The 14,685-nt window shown below is 72.7% G+C and carries 14 protein-coding genes; 1 reads left to right on the top strand and 13 read right to left on the bottom strand.

Going from position 1 to position 14,685, the window contains the following annotated elements; translation table 11 throughout:
* Positions 1 to 15 precede the first annotated feature (15 nt).
* The gene (locus tag AC07DA_RS18135) at positions 16 to 813 is read left to right on the top strand and encodes a tyrosine-protein phosphatase (protein WP_479129150.1); all 798 of its coding nucleotides are present in this window, start codon (positions 16 to 18) and stop codon (positions 811 to 813) included.
* Between the two features lie 15 nt (positions 814 to 828).
* Here the strand turns inward: AC07DA_RS18135 and AC07DA_RS18130 are convergent, their stop codons facing one another.
* From AC07DA_RS18130 to hpnC, 13 genes are all read right to left on the bottom strand, one after another.
* A complete protein-coding gene (locus AC07DA_RS18130) occupies positions 829 to 948 on the bottom strand; it encodes a DUF6126 family protein (RefSeq protein ID WP_479129149.1) in 120 nt (39 codons plus the stop codon).
* Positions 945 to 1,589, bottom strand: coding sequence for a helix-turn-helix domain-containing protein (locus tag AC07DA_RS18125; RefSeq protein ID WP_479129148.1), 645 nt, complete (start codon positions 1,587 to 1,589; stop codon positions 945 to 947). The genes AC07DA_RS18130 and AC07DA_RS18125 overlap by 4 nt, the downstream gene beginning before the upstream one ends.
* Before the next feature lie 96 nt (positions 1,590 to 1,685).
* Positions 1,686 to 3,101, bottom strand: coding sequence for an aspartate aminotransferase family protein (locus tag AC07DA_RS18120; RefSeq protein WP_479129147.1), 1,416 nt, complete (start codon positions 3,099 to 3,101; stop codon positions 1,686 to 1,688).
* Positions 3,098 to 4,993, bottom strand: a complete 1,896-nt coding sequence (gene dxs / locus AC07DA_RS18115; RefSeq protein WP_479129146.1) for a 1-deoxy-D-xylulose-5-phosphate synthase — start codon at positions 4,991 to 4,993, stop codon at positions 3,098 to 3,100. Before dxs ends, AC07DA_RS18120 begins: the two co-directional genes overlap by 4 nt.
* Positions 4,994 to 5,024: 31 nt before the next feature.
* Positions 5,025 to 6,182 carry a flavodoxin-dependent (E)-4-hydroxy-3-methylbut-2-enyl-diphosphate synthase gene (gene ispG / locus AC07DA_RS18110; RefSeq protein WP_479129145.1) on the bottom strand — a complete coding sequence of 386 codons (1,158 nt, stop codon included), beginning with the start codon at positions 6,180 to 6,182 and terminating at the stop codon, positions 5,025 to 5,027.
* A 4-nt stretch (positions 6,183 to 6,186) separates the two neighbouring features.
* On the bottom strand, positions 6,187 to 7,209 hold the full coding sequence (gene hpnH / locus AC07DA_RS18105) for an adenosyl-hopene transferase HpnH (protein ID WP_479129144.1): 1,023 nt from the start codon (positions 7,207 to 7,209) through the stop codon (positions 6,187 to 6,189).
* A 5-nt stretch (positions 7,210 to 7,214) separates the two neighbouring features.
* Positions 7,215 to 7,856 (bottom strand): phosphorylase family protein, encoded by a 642-nt coding sequence (locus AC07DA_RS18100; RefSeq protein ID WP_479129143.1) that lies wholly within the window; start codon positions 7,854 to 7,856, stop codon positions 7,215 to 7,217.
* Positions 7,856 to 9,844, bottom strand: coding sequence for a squalene--hopene cyclase (gene shc, locus AC07DA_RS18095; RefSeq protein ID WP_479129142.1), 1,989 nt, complete (start codon positions 9,842 to 9,844; stop codon positions 7,856 to 7,858). Before shc ends, AC07DA_RS18100 begins: the two co-directional genes overlap by 1 nt.
* Before the next feature lie 122 nt (positions 9,845 to 9,966).
* Entirely contained in the window at positions 9,967 to 11,103 is a 1,137-nt protein-coding gene (locus AC07DA_RS18090; RefSeq protein WP_479129141.1) for a polyprenyl synthetase family protein, read from the bottom strand.
* Positions 11,100 to 12,512 carry a hydroxysqualene dehydroxylase HpnE gene (gene hpnE, locus AC07DA_RS18085; protein WP_479129140.1) on the bottom strand — a complete coding sequence of 471 codons (1,413 nt, stop codon included), beginning with the start codon at positions 12,510 to 12,512 and terminating at the stop codon, positions 11,100 to 11,102. Before hpnE ends, AC07DA_RS18090 begins: the two co-directional genes overlap by 4 nt.
* Positions 12,512 to 12,643 (bottom strand): DUF6380 family protein, encoded by a 132-nt coding sequence (locus AC07DA_RS18080; protein ID WP_479129139.1) that lies wholly within the window; start codon positions 12,641 to 12,643, stop codon positions 12,512 to 12,514. The genes hpnE and AC07DA_RS18080 overlap by 1 nt, the downstream gene beginning before the upstream one ends.
* The gene (hpnD, locus tag AC07DA_RS18075) at positions 12,640 to 13,590 is read right to left on the bottom strand and encodes a presqualene diphosphate synthase HpnD (RefSeq protein WP_479129138.1); all 951 of its coding nucleotides are present in this window, start codon (positions 13,588 to 13,590) and stop codon (positions 12,640 to 12,642) included. Before hpnD ends, AC07DA_RS18080 begins: the two co-directional genes overlap by 4 nt.
* The gene (gene hpnC, locus AC07DA_RS18070) at positions 13,587 to 14,489 is read right to left on the bottom strand and encodes a squalene synthase HpnC (RefSeq protein ID WP_479129137.1); all 903 of its coding nucleotides are present in this window, start codon (positions 14,487 to 14,489) and stop codon (positions 13,587 to 13,589) included. Before hpnC ends, hpnD begins: the two co-directional genes overlap by 4 nt.
* Positions 14,490 to 14,685 lie beyond the last annotated feature (196 nt).

The raw sequence follows: 14,685 nt of genomic DNA, 5'->3' as shown, positions 1-14,685 counted from the left end.
TGGGGAGGAGCCCTCGTGACACAGCAGGTCCCGTCGACCGAGCCCGAGCTGGCCGGAGTGCGCAACTTCCGCGACGTGGGCGGGCTGCCCACGGTGGACGGGCGGCGGGTGCGTCAGGGCGTGCTGTTCCGCAGCGGCCACCTGGCGCACGCGACCGGGGAGGACGCCGCCTTCCTGGCCACGCTGGGCCTGCACACGGTCTTCGACTTCCGCAACGCGGCCGACCAGAAGCTGGAGGGCCCGGACGTCGAGCTGCCGGGCGTGCGCAATGTGAACCTGCCGCTGAGCGACCCGGCCGACGGCGCCGAGTTCTGGCGGATGGTGCGCGACGGCGACCTCGACCAGCTGCGCTCGATCCTCGCGGACGGCAAGGGCGTGGAGCGGATGATCGCCTCCTACCGCATGATCATCAAGGACCGCACGGCGGAGCACTCCCAGGTGCTGCACGCGCTCGCGGAGGACAGCGTCCCCGCCCTGATGCACTGCGCGGCGGGCAAGGACCGCGCGGGCCTGTCCATCGCGGTGACGCTGCTCGCCCTGGGCGTCGAGCGGGACGCCATCGTCGAGGACTACCTGAAGTCGAACGCCAAGCACCGCCGCTACAAGGTGCACCGCAGCAGCTCGCACGCCTCGGCCTACTCCCCCGAGGTCATGGAGCTGCTCAGCCCGCTGTTCGACGCGCGCGCCGAGTACCTGGCGGCCGCCTTCGAGACCATCGAGGAGACCTGGGGCGGTGTCGACCCCTACCTGGAAAAGGGCCTGGGGCTCAGCCCGCGGACCCGGGAGCGGCTGCGCGAGCGGCTCCTCGACTGAGGCGCCGCACCGCGGCTACTTGGCGCCCACCTCGAACAGCAGGTAGACGAACGCGGCGAACACGTGCCCCAGGACCAGGTAGATGAACAGCCGCACCCACAGGGCCCGGGGGAACTTCTCCTCCATGTCGCTCATGACGCGTCTCCAGGGGTGAGGGGGCCCAGGCACAGGGCGGTCGCGGGGCTCTGCAGCAGGGTGTGGACGAAGAGCAGGTCGACGCCGTCGTGGTCGTCGGCGGCGATGCGGTGCGGGGTGAGCGAGTCGAAGTGGGCGCTGTCGCCCGCCGTCAGCCGGTGCGTGGCGTCGCCGAGGCGCAACCGCAGCCGGCCGCGCAGCACGTGGAGCCACTCCTCGCCGGGGTGGACGCGCACGATGTCGCCCTGGGAGCCGTAGGGGACGTGGACCCGCAGGGCCTGCATCCCGCGGCCGGAGGCGCCGGCCTGCCAGTAGGTCCAGCCGCCCGCCGCGGTAGGTTCCATGTCGGCCGCGCGCACGACGGCGTCCCGGCCGGCGACCGTCTCGCCGAGCAGCTCGGAGACGGTCGTACCGTAGACCCGGGCGAGTGTGAGCAGCATCGGCAGCGAGGGCTGGCGCTGCCCGGTCTCGAGCCGGGAGAGGTGGGCGGGCGACAGCCCGGCCGCGCGGGCCGCGGTCTCCAGGGTCAGGGCGGCCTGGCGCCGCAGGGCCCGCAGCTGCGGCGCTACCGCGGGCAGCGCTCCGGCCGGATCGGCCGGCGAGTCGGCCCCGGCGGGCCGCTCGGTCTCGGGGGAGCTCATGCCCACCATTCAGCCGAAGTCTTGCCTCAGCGGCAAATTTTTTGCCTCACAGGCAAAGTCTCGGCTGCCTCGTCCCGCCGCGGCGGCCCGCGGGTCTCACCGGTGGGCGACGGCCTGCTTGACGAGCGTCTTACCGAAGTCCCAGACCAGGCCGCCGTTGTGCGCGTCGTCCATCACGGCCGTGAACGCGTCGACGAACCGGTCCACCTCCCGCTCGCCGATGATCAGCGGCGGGATCAGCTTGATCACCTCCATGTGGTCGCCGGAGACCTGGGTGAGGATGCGGTGGCGCTGCAGCAGCGGCACCACCACCATCTGCGCGAACAGTCCCTTGCGCGCGGCCTGGAGCATCGCCCACCGGCTCCGCAGCTTCAGCGACTTCGGGCGGCCGAACTCGATGCCGATCATCAGGCCCCGCCCGCGGACGTCCGCGAGCATCTCGTACCGGTCCGTCAGCGCCGCGAGCCGCGACCTCAGCCGCTCGCCCGTGGCCCGGACGTTCGCCACGATCTGCTCGTTCTCCATCACCGACAGCACCGCGAGGCCCGCCGCCATCGCCTGCGCGTTCGAGCCGAAGCTCGCGGAGTGGACCAGGACCCGGTCCATGGACGAGTAGACCTTCTTGAAGATCCAGTCCCTGCCGAGGGTGGCGCCGACCGGCACGTAGCCGCCGGACAGCGCCTTGGCCACGCACACCAGGTCGGGTTCCACCGCGTCCTCGTGCTGGTAGGCGTAGAAGTCGCCGGTGCGGCCGAGGCCGGTCTGCACCTCGTCGGCGATCAGCAGCGCCTTGTGCCGGCGCAGCAGCTCCTGGGCGGCGAGCAGGTAGCCCGGCGGGGCCTGCAGCACGCCCTTGCCCTGGATGGGCTCGACGATCAGGGCGGCGACGTCGCCCTTCCGCAGCTCCCGCTCCAGCGCGTCGAGGTCGCCGAGCGGCACGGCCGTGTCGGGCAGCAGCGGGGCGAAGCCGTCCCGGAAGGCGGACTCGCCGTTGACGGAGAGGGAGCCGGTGGTCAGGCCGTGGAAGGCGTGGGCGCAGTACAGCACCCTGGGGCGGCCGGTGACGAACCGGGCGAACTTCAGGGCGCCCTCGACGGCCTCGGTGCCGCTGTTGCCGAAGAACACCCGGTCCAGGTGCGGGCTGTGCGCGAGCAGCTTCTCGGCCAGCAGGCCGGGCAGCGGCTGGCAGTCGAACCGGGTGAGGTCGGCGAGGGAGGCGTCCAGGACGTCGTGCAGCGCCTTGCGGACGACGGGGTGGTGGCGGCCGAGCCCCATCACCCCGAACCCGGCGAGCATGTCCAGGTAGTCGTTGCCGTCGGCGTCGTAGAAGTAGGCGCCCTCTGCACGCTCGTAGACCTTGTCGAAGCCGATGGTGTGCAGCATGCGCGGGAGCTGGTGGTTGAGGTGGCGGGTGTGCAGCTCGTAGCGTTCGGCTCCGCGCTCGGCCAGCAGCTTGCCGAGGTCGAACTCCCCGGCCTGCGACGACTCCGGCGCGGACTCGGCGGTTGTCATTGCTGTGACTCCTTGGACGGCTCTTCCTTGACGGTCAGGCTCGCGCTGATCCGTCCGGCGATGTCGACGGGCGTCAGACCGATGTCGGCGAGCACCTCACCGCGCTTGGCGTGCGCGAGGAACTGCTCCGGGATGCCGAACCGCCGCACGGGTACGTCGACCTCGGCGTCGCCGAGGGCCAGCGCCACGGCAGAGCCGACCCCGGCCGCCCGGCTGTTGTCCTCGACCACCGCCACCATGCGGTGTCCGGCGGCGAGCCCCGGCAGGGCGGGGTCGACGGGCTTGACCCAGCGGGGGTCGACGACGGTGCAGCCGATGCCGCGTGCTTCGAGCAGCTCGGCGGTCTTCAGGCAGACGGGCGCCATCACGCCCACGGCCACCAGCAGCACCCGCGGCCCGGTGGCCCGGTGCAGCACGTCCAGCCCGCCCACGCGGTCGACGGCGGGGATCGTCGGCCCCACCGACTCCTTGGGGAAGCGCACCAGGGTCGGCGCGTCGTCGACGGCGACCGCCTCGCGCAGCTGGGCGCGCAGCTGGTCCGCGTCGCGCGGGGCGGCGATGCGCAGGCCGGGCACCACCTGCAGCACGGACAGGTCCCACATGCCGTTGTGCGAGGCCCCGTCGACGCCGGTGACGCCGGCCCGGTCCAGGACGAAGGTCACCCCGCAGCGGTGCAGGGCCACGTCCATCAGCAACTGGTCGAAGGCTCGGTTGAGGAAGGTCGCGTAGACGGCGACGACCGGGTGCAGGCCGCCCGTCGCCAGGCCGGCCGCGGAGACGGCCGCGTGCTGCTCGGCGATCCCCACGTCCCACACCCGGTCCGGGAACCGCTCGGCGAAGGGGCCGAGCCCCACCGGGTGCAGCATGGCGGCGGTGATCGCCACCACGTCCTCGCGCTCCTCGCCGATGCGGACGATCTCCTCACCGAACACGGAGGTCCACGAAGGGCCGCCCGCGGGCGAGAGGGGCGCGCAGGTCAGCGGGTCCATCACGCCGACGGTGTGGAAGTGGTCCTCCTCGTGCGCGAGAGCGGGTTCGTAGCCGCGGCCCTTCTCCGTGAGGCAGTGCACGAGGACCGGCCCGTGGAAGCGCTTGGCGCGCCGCAGCGCGGACTCCACGGCCCCGACGTCGTGCCCGTCGATCGGGCCGACGTACTTCAGGCCCAGGTCCTCGAAGAGGCCCTGCGGGGCGAACGCGTCCTTGAAGCCCTTCTTCGCGCCGTGCAGGGCCTCGTAGAGGGGGGTGCCGATCAGGGGCGTGCCGTGGAGCACGTCCTTGCCCCAGGCCAGCACCCGCTCGTAGCCGTCGGTGGTGCGCAGGGTCGCCAGGTGGTCGGCGAGGCCGCCGATGGTCGGCGCGTAGGAGCGCTCGTTGTCGTTGACGACGATGATCAGCGGGCGGTTCCTGGCGGCCGCGATGTTGTTCAGGGCCTCCCAGGCCATGCCGCCGGTGAGGGCGCCGTCACCGACCACCGCGACGACGTGCCCCGTCTCCCCCCGCACCTGGCGGGCCTTGGCGAGCCCGTCGGCCCAGCCGAGTGCCGTGGAGGCGTGGCTGTTCTCGATGACGTCGTGCTCGGACTCCTCGCGCGAGGGGTAGCCGGAGAGACCGCCCTTGCCGCGCAGCTTGGAGAAGTCCTGGCGTCCGGTCAGCAGTTTGTGGACGTAGGACTGGTGGCCGGTGTCCCACAGGATGCGGTCGGCCGGCGAGTCGAAGACCCGGTGCAGGGCGACGGTCAGCTCCACCACGCCCAGGTTGGGTCCCAGGTGGCCGCCGGTCCTGGCGACCGCCTGCACCAGGAACTCCCGGATCTCGTCGGACAGTTCCCCCAGTTCGGCCTCGGACAGCGCCTTCAGGTCGCGTGGTCCCCGGATGGTCTCCAGAATCGTCACGCTCGGGCCCCCTTCGCATTCCGTGCTGTGTTCAGCTCACGGTGACGGCCGGCTCCCCCGGCCCCACGCCGTCCTGCTCCATGCGCGCGGCGAGCTTCATCGCCTCGTCGATCAGCGTCTCGACGATCCTCGACTCGGGGACGGTCCTGACGACCTCGCCCTTGACGAAGATCTGCCCCTTGCCGTTGCCGGAGGCCACCCCCAGATCGGCCTCCCGTGCCTCGCCGGGCCCGTTGACCACGCACCCCATGACGGCGACGCGCAGCGGCACCTCCATGCCCTCCAGCCCGGCCGTGACCTCCTCGGCCAGCCTGTAGACGTCGACCTGGGCGCGGCCGCAGGAGGGGCAGGAGACGATCTCCAGCCCGCGCTGCCGCAGCCCCAGGGACTCCAGGATCTGGATGCCGACCTTGACCTCCTCGGCCGGCGGCGCCGACAGCGACACCCGGATCGTGTCGCCGATGCCCTGGGAGAGCAGCGCCCCGAAGGCCACCGCCGACTTGATGGTGCCCTGGAACGCCGGGCCGGCCTCCGTGACGCCGAGGTGCAGCGGGTAGTCGCACTGCTCGGCGAGCTGCCGGTAGGCCTCGATCATCACGACCGGGTCGTTGTGCTTGACGGAGATCTTGATGTCACGGAAGTCGTGCTCCTCGAACAGGGACGCCTCCCACAGGGCGCTCTCCACGAGCGCCTCCGGGGTGGCCCTGCCGTACTTCTGCAGCAGCCGCCGGTCCAGCGATCCGGCGTTCACGCCGATCCGGATCGGCGTGCCGTGGTCACGGGCCGCCCGGGCGATCTCCTTGACCCGGTCGTCGAACTGCTTGATGTTGCCGGGGTTGACGCGCACGGCCGCGCAGCCCGCCTCGATGGCAGCGAAGACGTACTTGGGCTGGAAGTGGATGTCGGCGACCACCGGGATCCGCGACTTGCGGGCGATGGTCGCCAGCGCGTCCGCGTCGTCCTGCGTGGGGCAGGCGACCCGGACGATCTGGCAGCCGGACGCGGTGAGTTCGGCGATCTGCTGCAGCGTGGCGCCGACGTCCGAGGTGCGGGTCGTCGTCATCGACTGCACCGACACCGGGGCCCCGCCCCCGACCGGCACCGGGCCGACCTGGATCCGGCGCGAGGCGCGCCGCTGGGCGACCGGCCGGAGGGGCACCTCGGTGACGCCCAGCTCGATGGCGGTCATGACCTCACTCCCGGTTCCCGGAGACCGTCTCGCGCATCGCGCGCAGGGACTCCTTCAGCGATCCCATGGTGGCCAGGACGGCGGTGGGCTCGTAACCGCAGTGCGCCATGCAGTTGGCACAGCGCGGGTCCTTGCCGCGGCCGTACTTGTCCCAGTCGGTCTCCTCGACCAGCTCCCGGTACGTCGGCACGTATCCGTCGCTCATCAGGTAGCAGGGGCGCTGCCAGCCGAAGAGCGAGTAGTTCGGGATCGCCCACGCCGTGCACGGGAAGTCGACCTTGCCCTCCAGGAAGTCCAGGAACAGCGGGGAGTGGTTGAGCCGCCAGCGCCGCCGGTTGCCGCCCGCGAAGGCCTTCTTGAACAGCTCGCGGGTCTGCTCCACGCCGAGGAAGTGCTCCTGGTCGGGGGCCTTCTCGTAGGCGTAGGCGGGCGAGATCATCATCTCGTCGACCTGGAGGTCGTCGTTGAGGAAGTTCAGCACCTCGATGATGGTCTGCGGGGTGTCGGTGTTGAAGAAGGTCGAGTTGGTGGTGACCCGGAAACCGCGCCGCTTGGCCTCCTTGATCGCCTCCACCGCCTCGTCGAACACGCCCTCCTTGGCCACGGACTCGTCGTGCCGCTCGCGCAGCCCGTCGATGTGCACCGCGAACGCGAAGTAGGGCGAGGGCGTGAACTTGTCCATCTTCTTGCGCAGCAGCATGGCGTTGGTGCAGAGGAAGACGTACTTCCGCCTGGCCACGAGCTGGCGCACGATCTCGTCGATCTGCGGGTGCATCAGCGGCTCGCCGCCGGCGATGGACACCATCGGGGCACCGGACTCCATGACCGCCCCGACGGCCTGGGCGACCGGCATCCGCTGTTTGAGCACCCCGGCGGGATGCTGGATCTTGCCGCACCCCTCGCACTTGAGGTTGCAGGCGAACAGCGGCTCGAGTTCGACGATCAGGGGGAACTTGTCCCGCCTTCTGAGCTTCTGTTCAGCCAAGTACGTAGCGACCTTGATGGACTGTCGGAGCGGCATGGCCATCTGGCTCACCTCCTGGGGAGCAGCAAGGAACGGTGCCATTCGAAGAAAGCGGGAAGGACCGAACGAAGAACACGGAAAGCCGATATTCCACCGCGCACCGTGCCGATCCGGACGAGTTCATGTTCAGGAGCGTCCACGACCACCCGGACGGCCGCAACCGGGCGCTCGCCCGCGCGCACGGCGCTCAGGAGCGTGGCCGCCGACTCCATGTCGGCGGCGATCGCGCCGGTCGCGAGCAGATCGGCCCGCTCCTGACCGCGCACGACGTGGTCGGAGCCGGTCAGCGGTCCGGTGTGCACGGTCCCTCCCGGCACCGCCCGCCCCAGCTCCTTGACCAGCAGTTCGGTCCCGACGCAGGGGGTCGTCGAGCGCGGGTCGCGGGTCTCCTCGGCGACGACCAGGTCGCCGGGGTGCATGCCGGGCGCGAGGCCCGCGCAGAAACCGGTGGCCAGCACGGCGGCGTCCCGCAGCGCCGGGTCGGCCAGCATCCGCGTGACGGCCCGCTCGGCCGCCGCCGGCCCCATGCCCGTGCGCAGCACGGTGACCGGACCGCCGGCGCCGCCCCGCCCGCCCGCGCGCAGCGCGAACTGCTCGATGCCGAGCGCGCAGGCGATCAGCAGCGGGACCGGAGCGGGCTGCGTGCCCATCAGCTCCCCTTGAGCCGGTCGGCGAAGGGCTCCCCGTGGAGGTACCGGCCGAGCGCCGTGAGAGGGAAGACCTGGCGGTAGAGGTGGTAGTTGATCGAGAAGTCCCAGGGGAAGCCGGTGCCCGTGAAGTACGGCTCGTCCCAGGAACCGTCCTCCCGCTGGGTGGCGGCGAGCCACTCGACGCCCCGTTCGACGGCCTGGGAGTGCCGCTCGCCAGCCGCGAGCAGCGCCATCAGCGCCCACGCCGTCTGGGAGGCCGTCGAGGCGCCCCGGCCGCTCCACTCGGCGGGGTACCTGTAGGAGCGCAGGTCCTCGCCCCAGCCGCCGTCGTCGTTCTGGACCGACTCCAGCCAGGCCACCGCCCGCCGGATCGCCGGGTGCGCGGCGGGGACGCCGGCGGCCACCAGGGCGGGGACCACCGACCCGGTGCCGTACACGTAGTTGACGCCCCAGCGCCCGAACCACGAGCCGTCCGGCTCCTGTTCGGCCAGCAGCCACTCGATGCCGCGCCGGGTGCGCGGGTCGTGGGCGAGTCCCTCCACCGCGAGCATCTCCACGACGTGCGCGGTGACGTCCGCCGACGGCGGGTCGATGACCTCGCCGAAGTCGCAGAACGGCAGCCGGTTCGGGAAGGGGCTGGTGTTGTCGACGTCGAAGGCGGCCCACGCGCCGTTCTTCGACTGCATCCCGAGGGTCCAGCGCACACCGCGCCCGACGGCCCGGTCGACCCGCTCCGGGTCGTGGTGGGCGATGCGGCGCAGCGCGAGGACGACCTCGGCGGTGTCGTCGATGTCGGGGTAGTTGTCGTTGTGGAACTCGAACGCCCAGCCGCCGGGCGGCAGTCCGGGGCGCCGCACCGACCAGTCGCCGGGGCGGACGATCTCCTCGCCCAGCATCCAGTCGGCCGCCTTCACCAACTGCGGGTGGTCGGCGGGCAGTCCGGCGTCGACGAGCGCGATCGCGGCGAGGCAGGTGTCCCACACGGGCGACTGGCAGGCCTCGATCATCCGGGCCCCGTCCTCGCGCCACACGGCGAACCGGTCCAGCGACGCCAGCCCTTCCCGCATCACCGGGTGCTGGAGGTCGTAGCCGAGCAGGTGCAGGGCGATGATCGAGTACACGGCCGGGGGCTGGATGCCGCCCCAGCAGCCGTCGTTCTCCTGCCGTTCGATGATCCAGCGGGCCGCGCTGTTCATGGCGGCCTTGCGCAGCCCGCGCGGGACGACCCTGCGCAGGGCGTGCAGGCCCTTGTCCATCCGCTGGAAGGCGCCGTCCCAACTGAGCGGCGGGGCCAAGGGTCTGGCCGGGTTCGGGTGGGCGGGGTCGGTGTGCAGCTCGTCGAGCGGGAAGGGCGCGGGGCGTACCGGGCGCTTCGCGGAGACGATCGTCAGCGGGACGATGGTCTGTCTGGCCCAGCACCCGAAGTCGTAGATGTTGAGCGGCACCCACTTGGGGAAGAAGATCAGCTCCGGGGGCAGTTCGGGCAGGTCCTCCCACTTCCACCAGCCGAACAGGGCCAGCCAGATGCGGGTGAAGACCCGGGCGGCGGCGATGCCGCCCTGCGCGCGGATCCAGGCGGAGGCCTGCGCCATGTGCGGGGCGTCGGGCGCGTCCCCGGCCAGGCGCAGGGCGACGTAGGCCTCGATGGTGGTGGAGAGCTCGCCGGGGCCGCCGTGGAACGTGGCCCAGGTGCCGTCCTGGCGCTGCTCGCCGCGGATGAACAGGGCGGCCGCGTGCGCGGTCCTCCGGTCGAGGATGCCGAGGAACTGGCGCAGCAGCAGGTCCTCGGCGTCCATCGTGACGTTGGTCTCGAGGTCGCCCTTCCACCAGCCCTGGGCGTCCTGGCGGGAGAGCAGGAAGTCGGTGGCGCGCCGGGCGGCGCGGGCGGCGGTTTCGGATACCCCGGCCGCCCCGGGGGTGTCGGTGTCGCTGGCCGCGGCGGCGCGGGGCCGCAGGGCCCCGGTGCTTCCGTCGGTCGTCGCTGTCATGGCTTCCCCTTCGTGCAGTGGTGCAAGGTGTGCAGCTGCTGTGGGTCCGCCGTCGGCCGGTGCTCCGTGCTGGCTCGCGGCACCGGCCGGCGACTACGCGAGGGTTATTGGGCCGATAGTGATCATCTCTTCCGTACGACGACGAAGTCGGCGAGCGCCGTGAACTGCTCCCGCACCCGGTCGGGCATGTCCACGGCGTCGAGGGCCTCGAGGGCGATGGTGTGCTGACGGCGTGCCTCGTCGGCTGTCCACGCGCGGCCCCCGGCCTCCTCGATGAGGGCGGCGCGGGCCGCGAACTCCTCCTCGGAGAAGTTCGCGAAGTCGTTGGCCTTGGCGTCGGCGGCGAGGATCTCGCCGAGCCGCTCCGAGGCGGGGCCGCCGGCCGCGAGGGCGGCGACGACCGGCAGGGACTTCTTGCGCTGGCGCAGGTCGCTCCAGGTCTGCTTGCCGGTGGAGACCGGGTCGCCCCAGATGCCGAGCAGGTCGTCGACGGCCTGGAAGGCGAGGCCCAGGTGGTAGCCGTACTTCTCCAGCGTGTCGGCGGTGCGGTCGTCGGCGCCGCCGAGGACGGCGCCGATGGAGCTGGCGCAGGCGAGCAGGGCACCGGTCTTGTTGCCCTCCATCTCCAGGCACTCCTCGACGCTGACGCGGTCGCGGTGCTCGTAGGAGATGTCCTGGGCCTGGCCGTCGATCAGGGCGCGGGTGGCGGTGGTCAGGCGGCGGGTGGCGCGGCCGGCCTCGACGGTGCCGAGTTCGAGGAGCACCTCGTTGGCGAGGGCGAACAGGGCGTCGCCGACCAGGATGGCCTGGGCGGGGCCGTGCACCTTCCAGACCGTGTCGCGGTGGCGGCGCTGCTCGTCGCCGTCCATGAGGTCGTCGTGGAGGAGGGAGAAGTTGTGGACGAGCTCCACGGCGACGGCGCCGGGGACGCCGGTCTCGGGGACGGCGGACACGACCTCGGCGGACATGACCGCGAGGGCGGGTCGCACGGCCTTGCCGCCGTCGCCCTCGGCGGGCCTGCCCTGGGCGTCGATCCAGCCGAAGTGGTAGGCGGCGACCGTGTCCATGGGAGGGGCCAGCCGGTCGACGGCCGCCCGCAGTACCGGCGTGGCCAGGGTCCGGCCGCGCTCCAGCAGCGCGGTCACGTCCACCGCCTCGGCAGTCCTCGAGGCCGGGGGCACAGTGGGCACAGTCTCTCCTCTTGTTGCGGTACCGGGGGTGCGGGGGCCGCCCGCCGCGCCGGTCTGGGCCGGCGTCACGCCGCCTCCTCGAACGCGAAGAGATGGCGGGGGCGGGGCCGGCCCAGGGCGCCCAGCACGGCGTCCGCCGCGCTCACACCACTGCGGACCGCACTCTCCATGGTCGCGGGCCACCCGGTGGCGGTCCACGCTCCGGCCAGGTAGAGGCCGGATGCCTTGGTGCGGGCGCCGGGCCTGAGACGCCCGACGCCGGGGGCGGGAGCGAACGTCGCGGTGCGCTCCCGGGTGACGAAGAAGTCCCTCACCTCGGCGCCCCGGGTCAGCGGCAGCAGCCGCTCCAGCTCGGGCAGGTAGCGCTCGCGCAGGACGGCGACGGGCGCGTCGATGTCGTCCTGCGCCGCGGACTGGGACAGCGCCAGGTACTGCCCGGAGCGCAGCCCGGACGCCTCGGTGCGGTCGAACACCCACTGCACGGGGGTGCCGAGGGCGGTGAGGAAGGGCCGGGCGAGGACCTGACGGTCGTACACCACATGGACGTTGAGGATCGGCGCGGTGCCGATCTCCAGCAGCCGCTCGGGCGCGTCGAGTGCGCCCTCGGGCAGCAGGTCGTGCGCCTCGCGCTGCGGTACGGCGAGCACGACGGCGTCGGCGTCGAGCCTCTCGCCGGGAACCTGGACGCTCCACCCTCCGTTCACGGCCGGGGAGACGGAGGTGACGCGGGTACGGACCTCGGTGCGGACGCCCGCTGAGTCGAGTGCCTTGCGGGCGAGCCGGTCGTGCAGGTCGCCCAGCGGGACGCGCGCCCAGCCGATGTCGGCCGCGCCCGGGTCGGACAGCAGACCGGTCTTGAAGACCATCGCGGCGAGTGCCAGGGAGGCATCGGAGGCGACCGCGTTGAGGGTGGCGACCCCGACCAGGTCCCACAGGGCCTCGACGGCGCGCGGCGACTGGCCGTGCGCGGCCAGCCAGCTGCCGAAGTCCTGGGTGTCCAGCGCCGGGTCGGCGAGGTCGAGTCCCTTCAGCGCGAGCGCGGCCCGGCCCACCCGGGCGCGGTCGGCGAGCGACAGGTGCGGGTAGGCGGCGAGGCTGCGGCCCAGGTGCAGGGGCACGGGCAGCGCGTCGCGGCGCAGCCTGCCGAGCCGTCGCCCCGCGGGCCGGGCGAGGTCCACGACGGGTACGTCGAGCCGGTCCTGCAGCGGGGCCAGCGCCGCGCCGTCGACGCGGTCGAGGAACCAGCGGTAGGCGGTGCAGCAGCGCAGGTAGACGTGCTGGCCGTTGTCGACGGTGAGATCGCCGCGCCGGAAGGAGAAGGCCAGGCCGCCGAGCCGGGGGCGGCCCTCCAGCAGGGTGACGCGCACACCGGCGTCGGCGAGCGCGAGCGCGGTGGTGACGCCGGCGAGCCCGCCGCCGACCACGACGGTGTGCCGCCCGTCCGCGACCGGTCCACGGGACCGTGTGCCGTGGGTCATCACGCTCCCTCCCCTGCGCGCCGGCCGAGTCGCCCGGAGCGTGCTCGGACGGCCGTCTCCGTCAGGGACGCGGGCCCCGGCCGGAGGGTTGCCCACCGCTCTTCGCCGATGGCGGCTCCTTCGTCGCTCACGCCCGCCTCCTGACGGCCCGTCGGGTCACGTGCCGGGCGTCCAGGCCGGACAGTCCGCGCACGGCGACGTACGCCTTCTCCCGGCCGGGCAGCGAGACCCGGCCGCGCAGCACGGCCTCCGGGTCGCGTTCGATGCGGTCGAGGAGACGGCGGTAGATGCCGGCCATGGCGGCGACACAGGCGCCGCTGCGCCGGTCGAGCATGGGCAGCAACCGGTAGCCCTCGGCGAAAAGAGCGCGGGCCCGTCGCACTTCGAAGTGCACGAGGCCCGCGAAGTCGGAGCCCTCGGGTGGCCTCGGCCCGTCGAACCCGGCCGAGCAGCCGAACTTGGCCAGGTCGTCGGCGGGCAGGTAGGTCCGCCCGCCCAGGGCGTCCTCGCGGACGTCCCGGAGGATGTTGGTGAGCTGGAGCGCGAGGCCGAGCGTGTCGGCATACTCCGGCGCGCGCTCGACGCCGCGCGCCCCTGGTTCCGTGCCGAACACGCCGAGCGAGAGCCGCCCGATGGCACCCGCCACGCAGCGGCAGTAGACCTTCAGGTCGTCCCAGGTCTCGTAGGTCTCGCCGCGGACGTCCATGAGGACGCCGTCGATGAGCTCGTCCAGGCCGCCGAGCGGGATCGGGAAGAGCCCGGCCGCGTGGGTGAGGGCGACCGCGACCGGGTCCGTGTCGTCCTCGTCGACACCGCCCTCGCGGATCCGCGCGAGCAGCGCCCGGGTCTCCTCCAGGCGCGCGACCTTGACGTCGTCGGCGAGCGCGCCGTCACCGATGTCGTCGACCCGCCGCGAGAACGCGTACAGCGCCGACATCGCACGGCGCTGGGGCGTCGGCAGCAGGCGGATGCCGTAGGCGAAGTTGCGGGCCTGCCGCCCGGTGACGGCCTCGCAGTAGCTGTAGGCGGCGAGTACCGGTGGGGACGCGTGTGGTTCCGACTCCACGGTCCGGATCACCCCTCTCCTCGCAGGGTCACGCCCACCTCGCGCAGCAGCCGGCCCTTGCCGGGCTTGGGCGGGCCGGGAAGTACGTCGTAGCCGGCGGCGGCGATCGCGTGCAGAGCCGCCCTTCCCCCCGCCACGAACCCCGCGAGCAGCAGCTTCAGCCTGCCGTGGACGCTACCCACCAGGGGGGCGCCTTCATTCAGGAGGTCCCGGGCCCTTCGCGCCTCGTACGCGATCAGCGCGCGGACCGGCGCTCCGGCGGTGCTGGTGGCGAGATCCGCCTCCTCGACGTGAAAGCGCTTCATGTCGGCGGCGGGCAGGTACACGCGGTCGCGGCCGAGGTCCTCGGCCACGTCCTGGAGGTGCTCGACGATCTGCAGGGCGGTGCAGATCATGTCGGAGCGGCGGATCCGCTCGGGCGTCGAGGTGCCGGTGACGGCGAGCACGAGACGGCCCACGGGGTTGGCGGAGAGCTCGCAGTACGCGAGCAGGTCGTCGTAGGTCTCGTACCGGCCGACCAGCTGGTCCTGGCGGTTGGCGGCGATCAGCCCGAGGAACGGCCCGGGGGTCAGGGAGCAGCGGCGGACTGTCGGCTGGAGGCGGCGCAGCAGGGGGTGGCGCGGCGTGCCGTCGAAGACCCTGCGCAGGTCGGCCTCGAAGGCGTCGAGCAGGACCAGCCGGTCGTCGGCCTCCCGCGGGGAGACGCCGAGCAGCCGGGCGTCGGCGCCGCCGGGGGCGAGGTCGCCGTCGCCGATGTCGTCGACGAGACGGGCGAAGCCGTAGACGGCCATGAGGTCGGTGCGCCAGGCCCGGGGCAGGAAGAACGGTGCCACCGGGAAGTTCTCGCCCGCGGCCTTGTCGAGGGTGCCGCGCTCCGGGTCGAGGGCGCGCGCCGTGCCGGTTCCCGTCACCGCCGGCTGCCCGGCCCGGGGACGGCACGTGCTGCGCGGAGCTGGGGAGTTTCCGTAGCCATCGCCGTCACATCTCCCGTTCTACACTGCCGACCCAATACACACTGTTTCGGACACGCCGCCCGGCCGCCCGCACGGCGACCCGACGAGGGGTGTCGCGCATTATCGCCCTGATTGCCGCGTTTCGGGACCGGTA

Source organism: Streptomyces sp. NPDC044921, assembly GCF_056432865.1.
Note: the sequence above shows the minus strand (reverse complement) of the source record. Positions and strands in the feature narration are given on the sequence as shown.